A 20,130-nucleotide genomic window follows, 5' to 3' on the forward strand; every position below is an offset into this window, starting at 1 on the left:
AACCACGGCTGTTGTTATACTATCGGCAGAAGTTAACAAAAAGGGGATCTAACATGCCAGTTGCCAGAATAGTTGCTAGCTATAGCGAAAACGCAAAGGACACTATCACGCTGTTGTGCGGCGTGGATGCAGAAAACCAGATCCGCCAGGGGGAATGGTTTGGCGTAGTGAAAAACGATGATGGGCGTGGGGATGAATCCAACTATCCGTTTACTTTGCACGTCGATCATCAGAAAGGCGAGTTCTTCCTCGACTATGGTTATGACGATGTCGATTCACGCCAGTTGCAAAAAACGGATATTCAGCTTAAGCCACTGGTAGAAAAGGGCTACTTCACCATTTTTGATGAGGAAGAGGGGGAGGAGTTCAGCTATCAGATCGTCAGTATTCATCTTTACGATTAACCCTTATGAATAAAAAACGCCCGTATCGCATCTGCCGCAATACGGGCGTTTTTATTAGGGGGTGAAGTGCATCCTGTGCTATATGATAAATAATTCAGATGGTTAACTGAGGTAGATCACGATGGCGATAAGCAGAATTCAGCAGAGTTTCCGGTTGGCGCTTTGCGCTGCAGCAATCGGCGCAGGTTGCGGTAGTGCAATGGCGGCTCAGGTTCCGGCAGGTAGCGTGTTGGCGGAAAAGCAGGAAATTGTGCGCCATATCAAAGATGAACCGGCCTCTCTGGATCCGATTAAAGCGGTCGGGCTACCAGAAGCGCAGGTTGCACGCGATCTGTTCGAAGGCTTGGTGAACCAAGGGGCCAATGGCAAACCGATCCCGGGTGTCGCCAGCCGTTGGCAGACCAGCGATAACCAAATCTACCTTTTTACGTTGCGTAAAGATGCGCGCTGGTCCAATGGTGACCCTGTCACGGCTAAAGACTTTGTTTATAGCTGGCAGCGTTTGGTTGATCCGAAAAACCAGTCGCCATTTGCCTGGTTTGCCCAGTTAGCCGGGATCCAGCATGCGGATGAAATCATCGCAGGTAAATTGCCTGTTGATAAGTTGGGCGTGACGGCGGTGGATGACCATACGCTGAAAGTGCAGTTGAATAAGCCTGTACCCTATTTTGTCAGCTTGACCGCGAACTTCAGTCTGTTCCCGGTGCCGCGTGCCACCGTTGAGAAGTACGGCAACGACTGGACTAAAGTCGGCAATCTGGTCGGTAATGGCGCATTCAAACTGCAGGATCGGGTAGTGAATGAAAAATTGGTATTGGTGCCGAATGAGCGTTATTGGGATCATGCTCATACTGTGCTGACCAAAGTCACCTTTGTACCGATTAATCAGGAATCTAACGCCACCAAACGTTATCTGGCGGGGGATATTGATATCACAGAATCTTTCCCGAAAAACATGTACCAGAAGTTGCTGAAGGATATTCCGGGCCAAGTGTATACCCCAGATCAACTTGGGACTTATTATTATGCTTTCAATACCCAACGTGCGCCAACCAATGACGTGCGCGTGCGCAAGGCACTGTCTTATGCTATCGATCGCAAGATTATTGCTGAGAAAGTGTTGGGTACCGGCGAAAAACCGGCTTATCACTTCACGCCTGATGTCACTGCTGGCTTCAAACCGGAAACCAGTCTGTTACAACAGCAGCCTCAGGAAGAGTTGGACGCGCAGGCCAAGGCGCTGATGCAGTCGGCAGGTTATGGCCCGAACCGGCCACTGACCTTGACCTTATTGTATAACAGCTCGGAGAACCATCAGAAAATTGCCATCGCCGTGGCATCGATGTGGAAGAAAAAGTTGGGCGTGGATGTCAAACTGCAGAATCAGGAATGGAAAACCTATATTGACAGCCGTAATACCGGGAATTTTGACGTGGTGCGAGCTTCCTGGGTTGGGGATTACAACGAAGCTTCAACCTTCCTTTCGTTGTTGACGTCTGCTCACAGCGGCAACATCGCTAAATTTAAAAGCCCGGAATACGATAACCTGTTGCTGGAGGCCAGCCGCGAAACCAATCCTGCTGCGTTGACCGAGGATTATAATAAGGCTGAGCAGATCATTGCCGCGCAGGCACCGATTGCTCCCATTTACCAATACACGAATGGACGCCTGATCAAACCTTGGGTAAAAGGTTATCCGATCACCAATCCAGAAGACGTGGCGTATAGCCAGGAAATGTATATTCTGCAGCACTGATGATAAAGAGGGTATGGAATGGATGTCATTGAGGGGCGCGATCTGCAGGGATCTGACGCGGTATACGCTTACCAACTTGACGGCAAAGGCGGAACGACGCCGATTAACGATGAAAGTAAAATCACCCGTGATGAACCTTGCTGGCTGCATCTCGACTATGCCCATGCGGCAAGTTCCGCATGGCTGACAACCACGCCGCTGCTGCCGAATGCGGTGAGGGAAGCACTCTCTGGCGAAAGTACGCGCCCGCGCGTCAGTCGCTTGGGGGATGGCACCATGATCACGCTGCGCGGTATCAATTTTAATGCTAATTCCAGGCCCGATCAGTTGGTCACGTTCCGCGTCTATATGACGGATAAACTGATAATTTCAACCCGGCACCGCAAAGTGTATTCGATTGATGCCGTGGTCAATGAATTGCAAAATGGGTCTGGGCCGACCAACTGCGGGGATTGGTTGGTGGATATCGCTGATTCCCTGACCGATCACACCAGTGAGTTTATTGAGGATTTGCACGACAAAATTATCGATCTGGAAGATGCGTTGCTCGAACAGCAGATCCCGGAACGTGGTGAGTTGGCATTAATCCGTAAACAGCTCATTGTGCTGCGCCGCTACATGGCACCACAGCGAGATGTGTTTTCACGTTTGGCCAGCGAACGCCTGCCGTGGATGAGTGACGACGATCGCCGCCGCATGCAAGATATCGCCGATCGTTTAGGGCGTGGGTTGGACGATCTGGATGGCAGCATTGCCCGTACGGCGATAATGTCTGACGAGATTACCACCGTGATGGCTGATGCGATGAACCGCCGTACTTACACCATGTCTATGATGGCGATGCTGTTTCTGCCAACCACCTTCCTGACGGGGTTATTTGGTGTCAACCTGGGAGGGATCCCCGGTAGTGGCAGCCCGCTGGCATTTGTCTCTTTCTGTTTTATGCTGATAGCGCTGATTGTCAGTGTCGCCTGGTGGCTGAAGCGCAGCCGGTGGCTATGAGGGGCGATGCAACCGCAAATGGGTTGCTTTTTGGTAATTTGGAAACAAGCGGTACAAAAACGCAGTTAAAGTTGAGCAACATCAATATTCACCTGCGCAAAGTACGGCATGATTCTTTCCGCAGGTGAATGCAACGTCAAGCGATGGGCGTTGCGCTCCATAATTGTCTTACTTTCTTATTTTAGAATTACTGCATAGCACATTTGATTCATACGATGCCGGTTTAATCACCGGCATTTTTTTGCCTATTCCCTTTCTGAATCACTGCACCTCTCATATACATCAGTCCTGGCAAAGAGAAGAATAGTTAACGTTCTCATTTCGTGTGTACTCACCAATATTAATAACGCTTACATTTGTATTTCTTATACATCGGGTCTATGTTGATTAGGCAGTTTGTCTATTCAATGAAATAAAGGGATTATTATGATTAAGAAAGCGTTAGTCTTGTCCGTATTTGCTCTGGGTATGACCTCTTTTGCTGGTATTGCAGCAGATGCGACTACCATGCATAAAGAAGCTGCTGAACAACATGAAGCTGTTGCCAAGCATCATAAAAAGGCGATGAAGCATCACAAAGAAGGCAAGCACGAAGAAGCGAAGAAAGAGTCGGCGATGGCCACAGAGAAATCTAAGGCCGCAGATGCAAAAACTGCTGTAGCTGGCGAAGAAAGTGCCAAGAAGTAATGCGTAACGAAGGCGACATCTGTCGCCTTTCTGAATGCTGATCGCTGTAACAACCCTCCGAGTTTCTCGAAGCCGCGCAAAAGTATTGTTTTGCTAAGCTGCGCTTTCATCCCAGAAACTGGCTTCAATCTTGTGCCCATCCAGATCGCGCACAAAACAGCCGTAGTAGGCCGCACCATAATGTGGACGTGAACCAGGCGCACCATCTTCCTGGGCACCTGCTGCTACAGCCTGCTGATAGAACTCATCGACCTGTTTCTTACTGGTGGCAAAAAATCCTACATGCACACCGTTGGCGGTTCCGGCTGGCTTGCCATCGATTGGCGTTTGCAGCCAGAACTCGGGGTAGTCACGGCCATAGCCGATGGCACCGGGGTGTTCCATCACTCGTCGGCAACCTAAGGCAGCAAGGACACGATCGTAAAATTGTGCTGCAGCATCAAAATTGTTAGTGCCCAACGAAACGTGGGACAGGCAGGGGGTAATGTTCATTGGTAATCTCCACTTATTTAACTGTATAAATAAACAGTAATAAATAAAGTGACCGCTGTCAGGTGCTTTATGCGTGAATTGTGAGCAGGATCGAAAAGCATGAGGGACAAATGTCCGCCTGCGCTGGCAGGCGGAAGGGGGAATTATTTAATTACCAGCACATTCAGGCGCTCAAGCGCAGATACGCTTGGTTCATCTGCCTCTTCAGGCTGCCAACCAACGGGTTGCAGCGGAATATCTTCGCGATCAAACGCCAGATCGCCGCCGTCTACCACTTCACTGCCGTGCTGAATACCTTTGAAGTCAAATAAATTGGTATCACACAGATGAGAAGGCACCACGTTTTGCATCGCACTGAACATGGTTTCAATCCGCCCTGGATAGCGTTTATCCCAGTCACGCAGCATGTCGCCAATCACCTGACGCTGCAGGTTCGGCTGTGAACCACACAGGTTGCACGGGATGATTGGGAATTCTTTAGCGACAGCAAAACGCTCAATATCTTTTTCACGGCAATAGGCGAGCGGGCGGATCACCACGTGTTTGCCATCGTCACTCATCAGCTTGGGCGGCATCCCTTTCAGCTTGCCGCCGTAGAACATATTGAGGAACAGCGTTTGCAGGATGTCATCGCGGTGGTGGCCCAGGGCAATCTTGGTGGCACCCAGTTCGGTGGCGGTGCGGTAGAGAATGCCACGGCGCAGGCGTGAACACAGGGAACAGGTGGTTTTACCTTCAGGGATCTTCTCTTTGACGATACCGTAAGTGTTCTCTTCGACGATCTTGTACTCTACGCCCAGATTTGCCAGATATTCAGGCAAAATATGTTCCGGGAAGCCAGGCTGCTTCTGATCGAGGTTCACGGCAACCAAAGAGAAGCTTATCGGGGCGCTTTGTTGCAGGTTACGCAGGATTTCGAGCATGGTGTAACTGTCTTTACCGCCAGACAGGCACACCATAATGCGATCGCCTTCCTCGATCATATTGAAGTCTGCGATTGCTTCACCCACGTTGCGGCGCAGGCGCTTTTGCAATTTGTTTAAATTGTACTGCTCTTTAGGTTTAATTGACTGATTTTCTTGCATTTTATTTTCCGTAGAACATCAAAAGGGGCAAAATTGAGGCAAAGTACATTAAATAGCCAGCCTATCATTTAGCATGTTCACCTGCTCCCCATTCATCTCTTCGATCCACTTTCCGTATATCTCGTAGACCATTTGCGCGTTCTCATGCCCCATCTGATCGGCAATGAAAGATGGGTTAGCACCGGCCGTTAATAACCAGCACGCGAAAGTATGCCGCGTATGGTACGGATTACGCCGCCGAATGCCAGCGAGTTTTACAGCGGCATTCCAACGGGCACCGATCGACGATAGCGAATAGTAGGCTTTTTGCTGGCCTTTGGCTGGGCGCGGCACAAAAACGAAATGTAGTCGCTGCTTCTCAGTTTTACCGTATTCGCGGTGATGAAAAGTGATTTCCGTTTTGGGGTGCAACGCCGTTAACACTCGTTGAGCACGTAATGCCTCCAGTGCAGGCGCTAGCAGGGAGATAGAACGGTTCCCGGCCCGCGTCTTCGGCGGCCCGAACATACCCAACGTGTTGAGACTGCGACTCACTTTGACGGTCCCCGCATCTAAATCCACATCCTCCCAGGCTAATGCAGCTAATTCCCCATGGCGCATACCGGAGAAAATCGCATACTGCCAAAGATTTTTAGGCTGACCAGATAGCGCTTGCATCAGCTGATCGAATTCAGCCCGCAGCAGGGGATCCGGCTTAGCCTTACTTTTCTGCAGTTTTTTCAATCCCTCAAACGGTTTATCGGTGATGAACCCAGAGTGATAGGCAAAACGGAGGACAGTGCAAAGCAGTGATATATAGTTATCAACCGTGCGTACCGTTCGCCCGTCTTTGTTGCTCCTGCTCGTCGTGGCGTAGAACGTGGTGCCATGCAGCAGCGTAGTACGACATTGCAGTATATCGTTATGATTGAACTTGGTTATTTCAGTATCCGGACCAATGATGAATTTTAGCGTTTTCATCTGTGACCGGGTTTTCCGCATTGTGTTTTTTGTCAGCTCCACTTCCCGGTTCTCTAGCCAAATATCAGCAAGCTGGCCGAACGTCTCTATTTTACTGCGAGGGGTGGTTTTTTCTGCTCGCTTTGATGCTGGAAACCGAACCGCATAGTCAAATTCACCGATGTGAATTTCACTCAGAATCAGCGACCTGAAATTAGCAGCCTTTTTGATATTGGCTGGGGTAATTTCCCAGCCTTTTAATGACTCCCGGCAACGCTGACCGCGATACATGAACCAGATAGTAAGCCGTTTCCCTCTGATTTCCACCCCGGTTGGTAGTGCTGCCATCATGCATCCTGTATGAACTTATTTATTCGCGGGTAGTTGTACCAGGTGATCCCACGAAGGGTGCGCCCGCCACTCGGTGATACACGTTTAAAATGCACCCCCTCAACCCAGCAGCCTTGACGAAATTTTTCGATTTGTCGATCGCTTAGCCCCGTCTTTGCTTTAAGCCCATCTTCAACAATCCACTCTTCATTAAAGACAACTTGCGGCATACTTCACCTCGAGATCGGCCACGATCTTACGCGTGGCCGGTATTGTGTTTTGATGTTTAAAAATCAATTCTCAGAACGGTGAACTTCACCACACAACAGCACAGCCTCAGGGCGGCGCAGATGGATGGCTTTCAGGACCTGCTCGCACTCCCCCTTAGTCGCATATATGCGTTCTGATACTGGCAGCGCATCGCAGTAGTCATGACCGCATGCGCTGACCAGCAGAACGAAACCGATTAACGCATTCATGGTTGGTACTCTGGGCGCAGGTCATCCAGCGCTACCGTGAATCGCTCATAGTCTGCTGGCGGTAATATGCCTTTGCGATTGGCAATCAACGTCTCCAACTGCTGAAATGCCTGAATGTCATCGTCACCCAGTGCACTGAATGCTGCGTCAATTTCAGCCACTGCCTTGAAGCCGCCGCGTTTTTTCTGCGCCTTGCCACGCAGGCTAAACAGCAGTGAACTCCCCAGAGCGTCTTTATGTTTTGCGATCCGTCGCTCAATGAGCGTGGCTTCTTCCAGAGTGCTTGCTTCATCTAGTGCCGTGCTGAGGGCGTCACCTAAATCAGCGGCCTTTGTTGCGTCTGGCTCCTCTATCGTTGGAGTATTTGCTAGTTCCGCCACGGTTGTAGCCACAGGGGTGATATCCCTCTCGCTGCGTGGTTGTGGCTCCTCTAGTTCATCTGCAGAATAAACACCAAGGATCACATCAGGGCAGTACAATCGCGCCCAGCGCTTAACGGCCAAATACGCTAGCTGTTGACGAGGGTCGCTAGCCCACAGAGTTGAGTTACGGACCTGAGCCTGAGAGAGGTACAACACAAGTTCCCGTGGTTTATCTTCGCCTTTCAGGGTTGCCCATGCCCGAACACCGACGCCTTTTTCGTCAGACAGTGCCCACCCTGGGGCAATGTAATCATTTCCGCTTTTGCTGGTTTTTGTGACAAATTTTCCAATGATATTTTCCCACTCACCGAACCATTCAAAGTGAATGCGATCCTTGGTGGGTGCCATGCTGTTGATAATGGCGTTTACTAGTTGTGCCTCATAACCCAGAGTGCCGTTAACCAGGTGGGTCTTTTGGGCAACAACGAATGGATCCATTCCCCAGCGTGCGGCCTGCATCGTAACAGCCATGCAAGCATCAGGCTGACCGCGAAAATGTTGGGGAACCATTGCGCCACTATTCGCCATCACTTCAGATATCTTCATTAGGCGATTAAATAGGTCGCCATTGGTCAGAATGGAAACGTTGTCAATAACGCTGTTTTTTTGCTGCTCAATAATTTCCCTGCTCATAATGTCGCTCCGCTCAACTCTTTCAGTTGGGATAATTCGTATTCAGTCAGTGTGTCGGTGAAAACCTCGGTAATCGGCTCAGGCCAAATACCGGTATCCATAGCGTTGCGTATTGCACGCAATTGGCGCTTGTAGATGGCGCGACCCAAATCCAGTTCATCAGTAGAGGCTTCGACGACGGCGACCCAGTGATAACCCGGTTCTTTGTTAACGAAGATCCAGAAGAACTGATCGAACATCCCAACATCGCAATACATACCAGCGCTCATGTGGTAATCGCGCTCGATAATTTCGCGGTGTAGGCGGTAGCGGAGGTTATCCTGCTTGACGTACGGCATGCTGACAGTTTTCAGGTCGATGGCAATCCGTCTTGTACCAGTGTCAATTTCGAGATCAGGACGAATTCGAACCTCAAGGCCAGTTTCTTCATCCACACCGAAATAACTTACTTCCGTTGCGCGTTGCGGGTTCAGTAGCATCGGGCCAGCCAGTGAGTGATTGAACAGTGCACGCTGAATCTCCTTCGCAAGTAGCATTTGTTGCTGGGTAATTTTCTGCCGTTGATCGCTGGAGCTTCTCCATATGTTGAAGAGTTCATCAGCAAAAACAGCATTTGGCAGAACTGATTTAATACGTGCAGCCATATCTTCCTTGCTGCCACTGACAGCCAGCGGAGCCGGAATGGCCAGTTCAAGTTTTACGAACTCAGGATCGATGATTGCCAGTTGCTCGAGTAATGCTTCGCGACTACCGCTTGTTTTCAGCGGTGTCGGCAGTGTCGCGTTATATTCCTTGATGCAGGCTTTCATCGCTGTTGCCGTTGGCTTTTGATCTTCGCCAATGCGCTGAAACCCCACTGGCAGCAACGTATAAAACTGCCCGATTTCTTCAGCATTCCCACCCAGGGCGTGAGGTGTCGGCAGCGTGGCGTTATACTCTTCGATCACGGCGCGCAACGTGTCTGAATCCGTCATTTTTGGCAGTGATGCGTTATGTTTGTCGATAAACGTTCGCATTGAGGCTGTGTCAGTGAAAGCGCCTTCAGGAATGAGAGGTTCAATACTAAATTCTGACTCCAGCTTCTCAGGCTCAAGCACGAGCAAATGTAACAGCGACCCAAAAATAAATGCTTCAGTTTGCTGACGGGCAATGCTGCCTTCAACGTGACGAGCGAAGTAATACAGCAGACTAACCAGCGAATCTTTCAGCATGGTGCTGCTGATGCCGTTCGCAGCGTGGTATGCGTCGTTTCGAATGTCTGTATAACGGCCCGGTTCGAAATGGAGCTGTTCGTCCGTGACTTCCGGCTCCTCTGGCTGCGTGTCTGCCAGCGTTGGTGTGTCATTCTGTGCGGGTTCCTCTTTCGGGGTGTCGAGGAATTCACGAACATCGTTAGCTGCAGCGCTGCCATCAACGACCACGCCAGCAAGCGGAGATTCAGCGAAAAGCGTGGATACGTCATAGAGGCCTTTGCCGACTTTCTTGAGGCTGCCACTTTCGGTATCGGAAACGCCGTTTCCCTTTGATTTTTCACTCAGGTAATACTCAACGCGCTCATTGATAAACTGGCAGCTTTCTTCTTTGCTGTTAGTCCAGCTTTCCAACACATCGCAAGTAAGGTGATGAACCTCATCGGCGGCCAACTGCTTGAAGGGATCACAGGGCTCGATCTCTTTTGCTAACAAGCGGGCAAGGTAGGCGTGATTAAGATCGCCGGTCTTTGCGACAAGCTCTTTCACATCATCCACGCCCATTACTGACGTTTTACCTTCTAGGGCAGCCAAGATTTCACGTCGCAGCCACGCGTAGCGCGTTGTTGGCTCAAGATCCTCAATGGCGTCCACTTCTTCTTTTTCGCCCTCAAATGAGGGGAGGTGATTGGTCAGCTCGCCCGCCAGCGCCGCATCGCCAGCACTTGCTGTTGCGCCTGCCAGCGTTTCATTCGAATGTTGTTCATCAGCCAATGAGCATGTCTCGCTCTGCGGCAACGGTTGGGTTTGAGCATGGGTTTCCGCCTTTGCCGTTTTTTCGTCGATTTCAATCAGGTTAGCGTTGATGTAGGAGCGCAGTGCGCCGGGCGTCATGTGGATGTTTTCCGGTGCATTGCGGATCAACAAGCCAATAGCTTCGCGGGAAAAATCCAGAATGCCAGGGGTTTCACGCAACATCCCGAACCAGGTAACAGGGGATTTGTCTTTGCGTTTCTTAGCCTCACCAACTGCGTTGATAATTGACCCTGGGGGATTACCGATATTGAAATCAGACGGGAAATGCGCAAGATAAACAACGGTCTCTAATTCGGCGAATGATGCCGTTGGCGTACCGTACGCTGGTTTTTCCCCAGTGCCGGCCAGTGCGCCGGTCGACGTGCGCGGTAATTCTGGTTTTGGCGCTGGTGCAGCAGTGGGCGCTGTCTGCCACTTGGAAATAATGGACTGGCGATCCTCTACTCGCGCACTCAGGTATTCGGTTGCGAACTGGCTGAGTTTGCCCAACTCCGGCGCTTTATCGAATGGCGGCCAAATGGTTTTCATGGCAGCAATGACGGCAACGGCTGCTTCATGAAAGGTGCAGCCGGCGATCCTAATGTTCGATAGAGCCATGATGACGTTTTGTGGATAGCGCTGTGCATCATCCATCAGGAGTGCCGTGGCTGCTTGTAACTGCTCCTTTGTCATCTGGTGACTATCGCGACCAAGCAGCCACACTGCAGCACTGATGGTGTGTCTGTCGAAGTCTTTTGCGAAATACATGGCCTCGTCTTTTGCGGGCGATTTTGTGGTTTTCTGCGACAGTTGTTGTCCGGCTTCGGTAGCGATTTGCTCCCAAGTTTGCCCGTTCTCACCTAAGCAATAACGATCACACCATTTTTCACAGAACTCACCCTCTGTGGGCAGGTCATCAAAAACCGGGAAATCGGTGCGGACCGGCTTGAAGTATTCTTTCGGATCCAGCTCGGCATCTTCAATTTTGTTTTCCAGATCGCGCAGCGCCCGGGCGTCGTTCTTCGCTTCAAAATAAATAAAAAGGGAAGGTTTGCCGGATTTCTGTTTTGCCTTGAGATAATAGGCATACACGTTTTGCATTGTGCAATTCTCCTGAATTTAGGTAGAATGCCAACCGATCAGTGATCTGCTTCGGCTGGTCATTGGTTATGCTCCGGTTATTGGGGGTGGTTCCCCGGTAACCCGTCGCCGGGACGTTAAACCGGTAGATTGGCCCGCCTTGTGCGGGCCTTTTTACTTTCAATCGTCGTAACTACGGTTGCAGTGAGGGCAGAAACAAATAACCTTTCTTCCGGCCTCTTCAACAGATATGCCAGTGCTACGTTCGGGCGATCCGTGTTTCTCGTAGATATTTCTCTTACAGCGCCAGCACACCCCACTCAACGGGGCGAAGTGTGGTGCATTTATTTTTTTGCAATATTCAGCCTGCGCTTTCTGTGCGGCAGCGGGCGAAAATACTTTTTCCAGCATGGGTGGCCTCCATTAATTCAATAACGCCCATTACGCCGGACCAGCGGGGTAATGGGCGGTGCAGATTAGTGAAGGGACGACACGCTGATGCTCAACCCACAAATATCTTTTTTTGTGAGCGGGGTGATTTCTTCATCGGGAGGAATGCGCTCAAAACGGCGAATCACGCGTTCAATCGCGCATACGGCGCAATCTTGATAGCCAATATCTTTGCCGTTGTGAGTGATAGCAAAATACTGCTGATTCTGATGTTCGTTTTCTGGAGTGGTGATATAACCAGCCGTTTCGCCATTGCTAATAACGCGTGCAATATTGCCGTTTAATTTCTTCAGGCTGAAAATAATATTCTTGGTCATGGTAATGCTCCGTTATTTGGGTAAAGGGATCCTGCGGCTAAAATAATTAGCCGTTGGGAAGTTTTTATTAAGATGCTGCATTGTGGTGGCCGGTGCTGATATCCCGGCTTGTTGTCACTTAGGCGCTTTGCCTGCGCATTCACCACAACGGAAAGAGCATTAATCGGTTCAGGGAGGTCTTCTTGAGTTTCCTTCGCCACAGAAAAATGCTCTTACCTGTTGTGTGCTGGTCTTTCCCAGCGGTCAGTCGGTTACGTTTCCGGCGTCGCATTACCCGCTTCTGCGAGTGGGTGTTAGCGACCGTTCCCTGGTGCTGCATTTTCAGTGGGTGCCAGCCGGTTCAAACTCTGGCGGTATACCTGGTGCTTCGAATGGCTTTCTGATTGCCCGAAGGTTGCCTATGGGTTCGAACCGGTAGACGCTGCGCACGTAATCGAACAATGCAACCCATGGTGCGCCAGTGCGCTTATTGCGTAACGCTATTGCTTTGCTACTAAATGGGACGATGTTTGTCATAGGGCTTCCTCTCAGACAATCCCTTCGATTGGTAATTGGTTATGCTCGCCGCTTTACACCCGGCCGGTGGAACGTTTACACCTGCTGCTGATTTCACTTCCACAGTCGCCGTCATGTTCTTACGCCTCGGGCTGGCTACTTGGCTTTGGCAAAACACGAAGTAACTCGGGGTATTGCTTCGTGGGGTTTCTGCCTTAGCGGCTGCTTGATGGATTAAGTAAACAATATCTTTACCATTTGATCAAGTGAATTTTATTTAATTTTGAGAGGGCACAAAAAAACCGCCTCAGGAGGGCGGTTTGATTGGGGTTGGTTGCTTGGGAGAGTGGTTGGCACAAAAAACCGGCGCGGGGCCGGGATGATGTAGAGTTTATTGCGTAAAAGCTTTAATTATTGCTGGTATTGCGGGTATCAGTTGTGCAAACACAACGGCGCCAACGACCCAAAGAATTATACTGGTTTTAGCATCGCTGACGTCAGATTTCGTTGCATAGTTAGACCTAATGACGGCAACGTCAGTTTTCATGCTTTGCACGTCATCTTCAAGTTTTTTGATTCTGCTGAGCATGTCATCACCCCCACCGTTACCATCGCCATATGAAGGAGTATGGCTGTTTCCAGTCGTTGTTGCAATGCTGTCACTGGAGGAAGGAACGCTATACAAATGCCTATTAGCATTACTCATTATTGCTGCGCCTCCGTGTGAGAGACGTAGAAATAACACTCACCCATGGTGACTGGCTCCCCAACCTTAACGCCATGTTCACTCTTAAATATTCGAATGATCACGCGATAAACCCCTTCTTTGTCAAGATTTACCGAGCTGGCAAGCATGGAGTAAATGCTAAGCTGCTGATCGTCGCCAACCTTTTCACCATATAGATATTCAGCCCGTCCATCTGTTATTTCATCAGGATTAGCGAGATCATCAGTGTGATTGATGTCGACCTCAGTGAAGTAGCTTTCGGTACTACTGAACATTATGCCAACAGTGATGGCCATAAGGTGTTTTTCACCTTTACGGTTTAAATGCATAGAGATTTCAGGTCGGTAAATGCCATTCGTAGCCATTCCAGGGCGCATAAGTGTTGGGAAAACGAAAGCTATTTTTTCAACTGCCATATTATATCCTTCCCCAAATTAGCCTCATTCACTACCTTTCGCCCTTCTGCGAACGTATCTCTCCACGAACTCATCCAGCTCTTTCAGCCGAGCGCCAAAGACGGCGAGCATGTTTCTTTGCTCGGGTTCTGGGAGCTGGCGATAGAGCTTGAGCAGTTCCATTTCATCAGCGCTAAGGCCGGTCTCCTCGACACTTTCACCGTATAGCCATGCAACGGAAACCCCCGCAGCTTCTGCTATGGCAAGTGCTGATTTTTTGCTAATTGTCCCTGTTCTAAACCAGCCGCTTACCGCTTGCTTACTAACCCCTGCGATGCGGGCCATATCAGTTTTGGATATACCTTTCTGGTTTATTTCAGTGAGCCTGCTAACCAGGTCAGGGCGTTCGGTTTTAGTCGTCATAGGCTTTATTGTAAATCATTGCTTTACATCCGCAATGACTTGATTGCTTGATCATTTGGTAAATAAATGCTTTACTTTCGCCGTAACCCATACGGAGGTCGTAATGACTGGTATCAACAACGCAATCCGCAAACACGGAAATGCAAATACGCTAGGCAAGGCATTAGGCGTAAGCCGAATGGCTGTTTGCCTGTGGAAAAAAAACGGCGTCCCCCCTGATAGGGTGCTCTCCATTTTCCAAGTAACGGGCGTCACTCCCCACGAGTTGCGCCCCGATCTTTACCCAAACCCAACAGACGGCCTACCACCAGGCCAGCAAGATAGCACTGGTAGCGCCTAAGGACTGATATATGGAAATCAAACACGAACACCTCCGCGATGCGCTGCGCGGTTGGGCCACGGAGTTAACCCAGCGTACTGTAACGGCGGAGATCACCCGCGCCTATTTTGCTCTGGACCTGAACCGGCCACATCTGGAGCGGATAGAACAGGCCGACGGCACAGTGGATTTCGATGCTTGGCGCAACAACAAACAGCGAATTTTCCGCTGGCTCGACAGTGACACCGAACGCGCCCGGCAAAAAATCAGGCTGCTGCAACCGGCAATTCTGGCAGCTCTGCCAGCGGAATTGCGCGCCCGCCTGGTTGCCGGAACGAGCATCAGTTATCTCGCAATTCGCGCACTGAAAGAGCATCAGGATGTTGTCGCTGCAGCGTTGCTCAATGCATCACGTGTGGATTTTGAAAGAGAGTGCGATGAGGCGGAACGCAGCTTGCGTGAGCTACGGCAAGCCTATTCGGCACTGCATTAACCGGAGCATAAACCAATGGCTAGATTTTCCAGAGAACAGATTGAAGCGCAAATCCGCGACCAGCTGGTGCGAGATGGATTTTCCGCTGACGTGGCGCGTTCTGCCGCAATGCGCGGTGCTGAGCACTACACATCGCGCCCAAACGCGTCGATCGCCAGCAGCTTGGCGATAGCAAAAACATACGCCAAGCCCTTAAAGCGCGTCCGCGACAAGCCCGACCGCCCGCACGTTCCAGGGCGGCGTAAGGGGGCGTACCGATGAGGCTGAGAAAATTAACCCTCGGGGCATGGCTGTTTGTCGGTGCCAATTTTTTGGCGCTAGTGATGAGTGTCTGGGCGCTCGTCATGGTGATTTATGGCCTTTGAAAATCTCTTTCGCTGTTATGTCGGTGACTGCGTCGAGCTTATGCGTTCTATGCCTGAAAAAGCATTCCACACCTGCATAACCAGCCCGCCGTATTTCGGGCTGCGTGATTACGGCGTGGATGGGCAAATCGGTTTGGAGCCGACGCCAGAAGAATTCATCGAGATGTTGGTCGGCGTATTTCGCGAGGTTCGCCGCGTGCTGCGCGATGACGGCACGCTGTGGGTCAACATTGGTGATTCATACGCGACCGGTGGCCGGGGTGGTGGTGGCTCTTTCATGGATGCTCGGCGCGATGGTGCTTGGAAGGGGGAAAGTGCCGTTACTGGTTGGCGTTCGGCGCCATCAGGGATGAAGCATAAAGACCTCATAGGTATACCGTGGATGCTGGCTTTTGCATTGCGTGCTGACGGTTGGTATCTGCGCCAGGACATCATCTGGCACAAACCAAACCCGATGCCGGAAAGCGTGCGTGATCGTTGCACAAAGGCGCATGAGTACGTTTTTTTATTCAGCAAATCGCCGCGTTATTACTTCGATCATGATGCTTTCAAGGAGCCTGTGCAGTCCAACAAAGGGAATGCGAACAGCTTTCGCGGTGGGGCATACGTCAACGGTTCGACATTTAAAAATGCCCAGGGTGGTCACAGGACGGTGACTGGCAACACAAGGTCAAGGCGAGATTCTTTCAAGCGCAGTGATAGTAAACGCGGGCAAGCAATACCGGGTCAGGCGTACGGCACACACAGGGCCGAACGTGAAGAATCAACGTGGGATACGAACATGCGCAATCGCCGAAGCGTTTGGACGATCGCAACGCGACCGTTCAGAGGTGCGCACTTCGCGACTTTTCCGCCTGCATTGGTTGAACCGTGCATTCTAGCTGGTAGCCCGCCAGGTGGTGCCGTTTTGGATCCGTTCGGCGGCAGCGGCACATCTGCCGGAGTTGCGGTTGCGCACGGTAGAAAAGCTGTGCTGTGTGAGCTTAACCCGGATTATGCGGCGATGGTGCCGGGCAGGGTTAGCAGCATAGCAACCTCAATCAACAAAACGCGAATTACCAGGAACAGATAATGGCGGTACTCCCGTACATGCAGTTTTATGTTGCCGATTACCTGGCAGACACCATGCACCTCTCAACAGAGGAACACGGTGCGTACTTGCTGCTGATATTCAATTACTGGCAGACAGGTAAACCATTGCCAAAAAATAGACTTGCGGGAATAGCTCGTTTGTCCAACGACCGTTGGACGGATGTTGAACGGTCGTTGAACGAGTTTTTTATTGATGATGGAAATACGTGGACTCACCAGCGAATTGAGCGCGATTTACTCTCTGTAAAAGGGGCTCAATCGCAAAGAAGTGAGGCCGGGAAAAAATCAGCACAAAAGCGAGCGGAGAAAAAAACCAAGGAAAATCAACCCAAATCCAACGACCGTTCAACGACCGATGAACGAAATAGCAACGACCGTTCAACGAATAAAGATCCAGATAAAGATCTAAATACAGATCTAAAAGATCAAACCCCACATATCGCGGGCGCGTGCGAAAACGGGCCATCACCAGATGAGTCACCACCTCAAGAACTCGATGACGTTTTCTGGACGGATGACCCCACCGTTAAATTCCCGATGGCCACCACCTGGCAGCCATCACCGGATTTCAAGCGACGCGCTGCCGTATGGGGAAATATTCTTGATGGCCCAGACCCTGGGTATTCCCCTCAGGAACTGGCGAGCTTCACGACGTACTGGAAAGCGGAGGGTAAGGCGTTTCACCACGTTCAGTGGGAGCAAAAATTTTCACGACATCTGGCAAGCCAGCGTGGCGGATCCCCACCGGGAGCCAAGCCTAAACGCCAACGTCAGGGGGCTTTTGAACCTTCAGGCAACTACGGCGAAAAACCGCCGGAATTTAACTAACCATGAGGTGAACCATGAAAACACCAGAGACGCTACTCAGTAGGCTGCAACGGCTTATGCCACCAGGCATTGAGCCAAGATTTCGGACAGCAGAAGAGTTACTTGCGTGGAACCGTTCGGAAGGGGAAAAACGAAGCGCCGAGTTGGAAAAAGAGAATCAACGCACTCGCGCTGAGCGGATTTTGGGGCGTTCAGGGATTTGTGATCTGCATCGTAACTGCACGTTTGCAAATTACCAGGTATCCAACGACGGGCAGCGGCACGCCTTGAGCAAGGCCAAAAGCTACGCCCAGAATTTTGGCATGGGTTTTGGCTGTTTCGTGTTCAGTGGTGGTTGTGGAACGGGCAAAAACCACTTGGCGGCAGCTATCGGTAACCACTTGCTGGCACGCAGTCACACGGTGTTAGTGGTCACGATCCCCGACTTGATGTTGCGCGTGCGGCGCTGTTATGACGGCGGAGAGTCGGAGGCTACCTTGCTTGACGACTTGTGCAAAGTAGACCTACTCGTCCTTGACGAAGTGGGTGTGCAGCGTGAAACGCGTGGTGAATGGGTCATTTTGAACCAGATTATCGATCGCAGGCTTTCGTCACTAAAGCCGGTTGGGATTTTAACCAACCTGAATGCCAAGGAATTAACCGATGTAGTCGGTACAAGAGTTATGGACAGATTATCGATGGATGGTGGGATCTGGGTAGATTTCACCTGGGGTAGTTATCGAAAAAATGTAAGCCACTTGCGGCTGATTAAGTAACCGGAGCATAAACCAATGAGTAGCAAAAACAGAATCACCAGCCAGCAGTTTGTCGATCTCATCATCGGCAAAGAATTATCGACATCTGAAATCATGGCCTTGCTGCGTGAAACCTACCCCAATCACACAATGAGCCGGACAGTGGTTTCTGAACGGCTTCAGTCGATGCTCAGATCTCCATTTGTTGAGATTGAGCAGAGCGGTCGGAAAAATTTAACCAAGTGGCACCTGAAAAAAGTGTCAGAACGCTATCTCAATCAGAGCGAAAAAAACCTCCGCTCTCACGCCAACGATCAAGCCGTGTCTGATAAGTCCTTGTGGTATTTCAAACCGGAAGAGCTACGCGCTTGCCGCTTGCACAAGATGTTTGACCAGGCACTGGCCAGTGTACGGGGAGCATCGGTATGAGCGAATTGGTTTTAGATAATGAATTTTTTGCTCCAGCATCAACCGATCTTATCGACAGCTTGATTGGCCAGTACAAACAATTACGTTCTGATGTGGAAATGATGGCTGGGCTAATCAATACACATCAGGCATCGGTATATCACTTTCTGGAAGGCAACCAAAGGCAGGATCGTCACGTCCGCAGTGTGAGCGAACTTTTCAAGCTGGAGGGTGCTATCGCCAGCTTGAATGCAACATTCTGGCAAAAAGCACTGAATATGACGGATGTCTACGAGTATATGCCAAACAACCGCCGAGAAGAATGGAACGAACAGATCCGTAATCCTCAGGGGGTTAAGGCTAAACGTACTGGCCAGTTTGATCCAGAGAGCAGCGCTCAACGGAAGGAATGGTCTGTAGAGCCACTTCCCGATTTTGAGGAAGAAGCTGTGCGACCAACGATAATGGCACTGCTTAACGCTCGCCGACAGTTCTTCTCTGAGCGCGTAGATGGGATTTTTAGAGCGTTGTCTGGCGAGCATGTGACGAACCGCCCAGAGGGTTTCGGCAAACGAATGATTTTGGCTCGCGTTTACAATGAGTGGGGGAGCACGGAATACCGTACTGCAGGCTACATACAGGATTTACGCATTGTCATCGCAAAATTCATGGGCCGTGATGAACCACGTTGGAATGCAACAGATAGCGCTTTACTTGCTGCTCGCCGCCGCCCTGGTGAGTGGCTAACGTTAGACGGTGGTGCTTTGCGTGTTCGCGGTTACTTGAAAGGTACCGCGCATTTGGAGGTGCACCCAGAAATGGCGTGGCGCCTGAATTGTATTTTGGCGCAACTCTATCCGATGGCCATCCCGCCGCAATTCAGGCAGAAGCCGAAGCGCAAGCTCAAAGACTTCGTGATGATGGGTAAACCTTTGCCATTTGCGGTACTTGGTGAACTGGCGAAGATGAAGGTAGAACGCCACACCCCATGGCAACGAGAGCGTTGGGAAGAGGTTCAACAACCGTTGACTACCAACCCGCTAAACCGCTCATTTGGCTATGGAGACTACGATAAAACGGTCCGAGAGCAGGCTGAGAAGGTACTTGAATCCATTGGTGGCGTGAAAGTCATGGCCGGACCTCTCAAGAATATTGCGATTTGGGAGTTCGATTATGAACCGGCCAGCGCATTGGACGAGATCATAGCCTCCGGGTGTATCCCGGATCAAAAATCTCACCAATTTTACCCTACGCCTCCGCCTTTGGCAGAGCTCTGTATCCAACTTGCCAATATTGGCCCACATGATAATTGTCTAGAGCCGAGTGCAGGGACGGGCGGTATTGCTGATTACTTGCCAGGGGATCGGACAACTTGCATCGAAATATCATCCCTGCACTGCAAGATCCTCGAAGCTAAAGGCTTAGCGGTGATCCAAGCCGATTTCATCAAATGGGCAGAAAGTAGCGCCCAGGCGTTTGATTGCATCGTGATGAATCCCCCTTTCTCCGAGGGCCGAGCAGTGGCACATGTACAAGCTGCTGCAGGTTGCCTAAAGCCAGGCGGTCGGCTGGTGGCGATCATGCCTGCCGGTAGCAAGGGTAAGGACATTTTGCCTGGATGGAATGTGGACTGGTCGGAAATTTTTAGTAATGAGTTTGCCGGTACCAGCATATCAGTCGTGATTTTGACTGCTGAGAGGGCCAATCATGGTTAATGAGTTTTTCAATTGGCTAAGCATGGCCGGTAACGCCGTTATTGCGATCCCCGTAATCATAGCTATCTGGGGTAT

25 protein-coding genes are annotated in these 20,130 nt (G+C 50.6%); 12 read left to right on the top strand and 13 right to left on the bottom strand.

Features of this window, described 5'->3' with window-relative positions; all coding sequences use genetic code 11:
- The first annotated feature begins 53 nt into the window (after positions 1-53).
- From IV04_RS19790 to IV04_RS19805, 4 genes are all read left to right on the top strand, one after another.
- On the top strand, positions 54-404 hold the full coding sequence (locus IV04_RS19790) for a hypothetical protein (RefSeq protein WP_037399243.1): 351 nt from the start codon (positions 54-56) through the stop codon (positions 402-404).
- Positions 405-525: 121 nt separating this feature from the next.
- A complete protein-coding gene (locus IV04_RS19795) occupies positions 526-2,160 on the top strand; it encodes an ABC transporter substrate-binding protein (protein WP_037399244.1) in 1,635 nt (544 codons plus the stop codon).
- Positions 2,161-2,178: 18 nt separating this feature from the next.
- The gene (gene zntB, locus IV04_RS19800) at positions 2,179-3,162 is read left to right on the top strand and encodes a zinc transporter ZntB (protein WP_037399247.1); all 984 of its coding nucleotides are present in this window, start codon (positions 2,179-2,181) and stop codon (positions 3,160-3,162) included.
- Between the two features lie 426 nt (positions 3,163-3,588).
- Positions 3,589-3,849 carry a hypothetical protein gene (locus tag IV04_RS19805; protein WP_037399249.1) on the top strand — a complete coding sequence of 87 codons (261 nt, stop codon included), beginning with the start codon at positions 3,589-3,591 and terminating at the stop codon, positions 3,847-3,849.
- A 93-nt stretch (positions 3,850-3,942) separates the two neighbouring features.
- Here the strand turns inward: IV04_RS19805 and IV04_RS19810 are convergent, their stop codons facing one another.
- The 13 genes from IV04_RS19810 to IV04_RS19860 form a co-directional block, all read right to left on the bottom strand.
- Complete coding sequence (locus tag IV04_RS19810) at positions 3,943-4,341, bottom strand: VOC family protein (protein ID WP_037399251.1); 399 nt, start codon at positions 4,339-4,341, stop codon at positions 3,943-3,945.
- Between the two features lie 143 nt (positions 4,342-4,484).
- Positions 4,485-5,426 carry a tRNA 2-thiocytidine(32) synthetase TtcA gene (ttcA, locus tag IV04_RS19815; protein ID WP_037399253.1) on the bottom strand — a complete coding sequence of 314 codons (942 nt, stop codon included), beginning with the start codon at positions 5,424-5,426 and terminating at the stop codon, positions 4,485-4,487.
- 48 nt (positions 5,427-5,474) lie between these two features.
- The gene (locus IV04_RS19820; protein WP_081893255.1) at positions 5,475-6,713 is read right to left on the bottom strand and encodes a site-specific integrase; all 1,239 of its coding nucleotides are present in this window, start codon (positions 6,711-6,713) and stop codon (positions 5,475-5,477) included.
- Positions 6,713-6,925 (bottom strand): excisionase family protein, encoded by a 213-nt coding sequence (gene xisR, locus IV04_RS19825; RefSeq protein WP_037399257.1) that lies wholly within the window; start codon positions 6,923-6,925, stop codon positions 6,713-6,715. Before xisR ends, IV04_RS19820 begins: the two co-directional genes overlap by 1 nt.
- Positions 6,926-6,988: 63 nt before the next feature.
- Positions 6,989-7,174 (bottom strand): hypothetical protein, encoded by a 186-nt coding sequence (locus IV04_RS26865; protein ID WP_037399259.1) that lies wholly within the window; start codon positions 7,172-7,174, stop codon positions 6,989-6,991.
- A complete protein-coding gene (locus IV04_RS19835) occupies positions 7,171-8,229 on the bottom strand; it encodes a RecT family recombinase (protein WP_037399261.1) in 1,059 nt (352 codons plus the stop codon). The genes IV04_RS26865 and IV04_RS19835 overlap by 4 nt, the downstream gene beginning before the upstream one ends.
- Complete coding sequence (locus tag IV04_RS24770) at positions 8,226-11,315, bottom strand: RecE family exodeoxyribonuclease (protein WP_051916874.1); 3,090 nt, start codon at positions 11,313-11,315, stop codon at positions 8,226-8,228. Before IV04_RS24770 ends, IV04_RS19835 begins: the two co-directional genes overlap by 4 nt.
- Before the next feature lie 159 nt (positions 11,316-11,474).
- Entirely contained in the window at positions 11,475-11,705 is a 231-nt protein-coding gene (locus IV04_RS26210) for a hypothetical protein (protein WP_152562917.1), read from the bottom strand.
- A gap of 65 nt (positions 11,706-11,770) precedes the next feature.
- A complete protein-coding gene (locus IV04_RS19845) occupies positions 11,771-12,061 on the bottom strand; it encodes a hypothetical protein (RefSeq protein WP_037399264.1) in 291 nt (96 codons plus the stop codon).
- Between the two features lie 321 nt (positions 12,062-12,382).
- Positions 12,383-12,577 (bottom strand): hypothetical protein, encoded by a 195-nt coding sequence (locus tag IV04_RS25430; RefSeq protein WP_072010928.1) that lies wholly within the window; start codon positions 12,575-12,577, stop codon positions 12,383-12,385.
- A 370-nt stretch (positions 12,578-12,947) separates the two neighbouring features.
- Positions 12,948-13,262 (bottom strand): hypothetical protein, encoded by a 315-nt coding sequence (locus IV04_RS19850; protein WP_037399266.1) that lies wholly within the window; start codon positions 13,260-13,262, stop codon positions 12,948-12,950.
- The gene (locus tag IV04_RS19855; protein ID WP_037399269.1) at positions 13,262-13,699 is read right to left on the bottom strand and encodes a hypothetical protein; all 438 of its coding nucleotides are present in this window, start codon (positions 13,697-13,699) and stop codon (positions 13,262-13,264) included. The genes IV04_RS19850 and IV04_RS19855 overlap by 1 nt, the downstream gene beginning before the upstream one ends.
- Before the next feature lie 24 nt (positions 13,700-13,723).
- A complete protein-coding gene (locus tag IV04_RS19860; protein WP_037399272.1) occupies positions 13,724-14,101 on the bottom strand; it encodes a helix-turn-helix domain-containing protein in 378 nt (125 codons plus the stop codon).
- A 103-nt stretch (positions 14,102-14,204) separates the two neighbouring features.
- Between IV04_RS19860 and IV04_RS19865 the strand changes: the two genes are divergently transcribed.
- The 8 genes from IV04_RS19865 to IV04_RS19900 all read left to right on the top strand — a co-directional run bounded on the left by IV04_RS19865 (position 14,205) and on the right by IV04_RS19900 (position 20,055).
- Positions 14,205-14,441, top strand: coding sequence for a YdaS family helix-turn-helix protein (locus tag IV04_RS19865; protein ID WP_037399275.1), 237 nt, complete (start codon positions 14,205-14,207; stop codon positions 14,439-14,441).
- 10 nt (positions 14,442-14,451) lie between these two features.
- Entirely contained in the window at positions 14,452-14,913 is a 462-nt protein-coding gene (locus tag IV04_RS19870) for a toxin YdaT family protein (protein WP_037399277.1), read from the top strand.
- A 15-nt stretch (positions 14,914-14,928) separates the two neighbouring features.
- Positions 14,929-15,174, top strand: a complete 246-nt coding sequence (locus IV04_RS19875) for a hypothetical protein (RefSeq protein ID WP_037399280.1) — start codon at positions 14,929-14,931, stop codon at positions 15,172-15,174.
- Between the two features lie 93 nt (positions 15,175-15,267).
- A complete protein-coding gene (locus IV04_RS19880) occupies positions 15,268-16,350 on the top strand; it encodes a site-specific DNA-methyltransferase (protein ID WP_037399282.1) in 1,083 nt (360 codons plus the stop codon).
- Complete coding sequence (locus IV04_RS19885) at positions 16,350-17,198, top strand: DUF1376 domain-containing protein (protein WP_051916875.1); 849 nt, start codon at positions 16,350-16,352, stop codon at positions 17,196-17,198. The genes IV04_RS19880 and IV04_RS19885 overlap by 1 nt, the downstream gene beginning before the upstream one ends.
- A gap of 14 nt (positions 17,199-17,212) precedes the next feature.
- Positions 17,213-17,953, top strand: a complete 741-nt coding sequence (locus IV04_RS19890) for an ATP-binding protein (RefSeq protein ID WP_037399284.1) — start codon at positions 17,213-17,215, stop codon at positions 17,951-17,953.
- A gap of 15 nt (positions 17,954-17,968) precedes the next feature.
- Complete coding sequence (locus IV04_RS19895) at positions 17,969-18,361, top strand: hypothetical protein (RefSeq protein ID WP_037399286.1); 393 nt, start codon at positions 17,969-17,971, stop codon at positions 18,359-18,361.
- Positions 18,358-20,055 carry a class I SAM-dependent methyltransferase gene (locus IV04_RS19900; protein WP_037399290.1) on the top strand — a complete coding sequence of 566 codons (1,698 nt, stop codon included), beginning with the start codon at positions 18,358-18,360 and terminating at the stop codon, positions 20,053-20,055. Before IV04_RS19895 ends, IV04_RS19900 begins: the two co-directional genes overlap by 4 nt.
- The last annotated feature ends 75 nt before the right edge of the window (positions 20,056-20,130 follow it).

The organism is Serratia sp. Ag1, from assembly GCF_000743355.1.
Classification (GTDB): Bacteria; Pseudomonadota; Gammaproteobacteria; order Enterobacterales; family Enterobacteriaceae; genus Chania.

Bases quoted from the DNA above. Each gene is read 5' to 3' on its own strand.
- IV04_RS19900 (WP_037399290.1), top strand. From the start codon at position 18,358: ATGAGCGAATTGGTTTTAGATAATGAATTTTTTGCTCCAGCATCAACC.
- IV04_RS19875 (WP_037399280.1), top strand. From the start codon at position 14,929: ATGGCTAGATTTTCCAGAGAACAGATTGAAGCGCAAATCCGCGACCAG.
- IV04_RS19885 (WP_051916875.1), top strand. From the start codon at position 16,350: ATGGCGGTACTCCCGTACATGCAGTTTTATGTTGCCGATTACCTGGCA.
- IV04_RS19855 (WP_037399269.1), bottom strand. From the start codon at position 13,699: ATGGCAGTTGAAAAAATAGCTTTCGTTTTCCCAACACTTATGCGCCCT.
- IV04_RS19870 (WP_037399277.1), top strand. From the start codon at position 14,452: ATGGAAATCAAACACGAACACCTCCGCGATGCGCTGCGCGGTTGGGCC.
- IV04_RS26865 (WP_037399259.1), bottom strand. From the start codon at position 7,174: ATGAATGCGTTAATCGGTTTCGTTCTGCTGGTCAGCGCATGCGGTCAT.
- IV04_RS19865 (WP_037399275.1), top strand. From the start codon at position 14,205: ATGACTGGTATCAACAACGCAATCCGCAAACACGGAAATGCAAATACG.
- IV04_RS24770 (WP_051916874.1), bottom strand. From the start codon at position 11,315: ATGCAAAACGTGTATGCCTATTATCTCAAGGCAAAACAGAAATCCGGC.
- IV04_RS19890 (WP_037399284.1), top strand. From the start codon at position 17,213: ATGAAAACACCAGAGACGCTACTCAGTAGGCTGCAACGGCTTATGCCA.
- IV04_RS25430 (WP_072010928.1), bottom strand. From the start codon at position 12,577: ATGACAAACATCGTCCCATTTAGTAGCAAAGCAATAGCGTTACGCAAT.
- IV04_RS19880 (WP_037399282.1), top strand. From the start codon at position 15,268: ATGGCCTTTGAAAATCTCTTTCGCTGTTATGTCGGTGACTGCGTCGAG.
- IV04_RS19895 (WP_037399286.1), top strand. From the start codon at position 17,969: ATGAGTAGCAAAAACAGAATCACCAGCCAGCAGTTTGTCGATCTCATC.
- IV04_RS19835 (WP_037399261.1), bottom strand. From the start codon at position 8,229: ATGAGCAGGGAAATTATTGAGCAGCAAAAAAACAGCGTTATTGACAAC.
- ttcA (WP_037399253.1), bottom strand. From the start codon at position 5,426: ATGCAAGAAAATCAGTCAATTAAACCTAAAGAGCAGTACAATTTAAAC.
- IV04_RS19795 (WP_037399244.1), top strand. From the start codon at position 526: ATGGCGATAAGCAGAATTCAGCAGAGTTTCCGGTTGGCGCTTTGCGCT.
- IV04_RS19790 (WP_037399243.1), top strand. From the start codon at position 54: ATGCCAGTTGCCAGAATAGTTGCTAGCTATAGCGAAAACGCAAAGGAC.
- IV04_RS19810 (WP_037399251.1), bottom strand. From the start codon at position 4,341: ATGAACATTACCCCCTGCCTGTCCCACGTTTCGTTGGGCACTAACAAT.
- zntB (WP_037399247.1), top strand. From the start codon at position 2,179: ATGGATGTCATTGAGGGGCGCGATCTGCAGGGATCTGACGCGGTATAC.
- IV04_RS19805 (WP_037399249.1), top strand. From the start codon at position 3,589: ATGATTAAGAAAGCGTTAGTCTTGTCCGTATTTGCTCTGGGTATGACC.
- IV04_RS19845 (WP_037399264.1), bottom strand. From the start codon at position 12,061: ATGACCAAGAATATTATTTTCAGCCTGAAGAAATTAAACGGCAATATT.
- IV04_RS19820 (WP_081893255.1), bottom strand. From the start codon at position 6,713: ATGGCAGCACTACCAACCGGGGTGGAAATCAGAGGGAAACGGCTTACT.
- IV04_RS19860 (WP_037399272.1), bottom strand. From the start codon at position 14,101: ATGACGACTAAAACCGAACGCCCTGACCTGGTTAGCAGGCTCACTGAA.
- xisR (WP_037399257.1), bottom strand. From the start codon at position 6,925: ATGCCGCAAGTTGTCTTTAATGAAGAGTGGATTGTTGAAGATGGGCTT.
- IV04_RS19850 (WP_037399266.1), bottom strand. From the start codon at position 13,262: ATGAGTAATGCTAATAGGCATTTGTATAGCGTTCCTTCCTCCAGTGAC.
- IV04_RS26210 (WP_152562917.1), bottom strand. From the start codon at position 11,705: ATGCTGGAAAAAGTATTTTCGCCCGCTGCCGCACAGAAAGCGCAGGCT.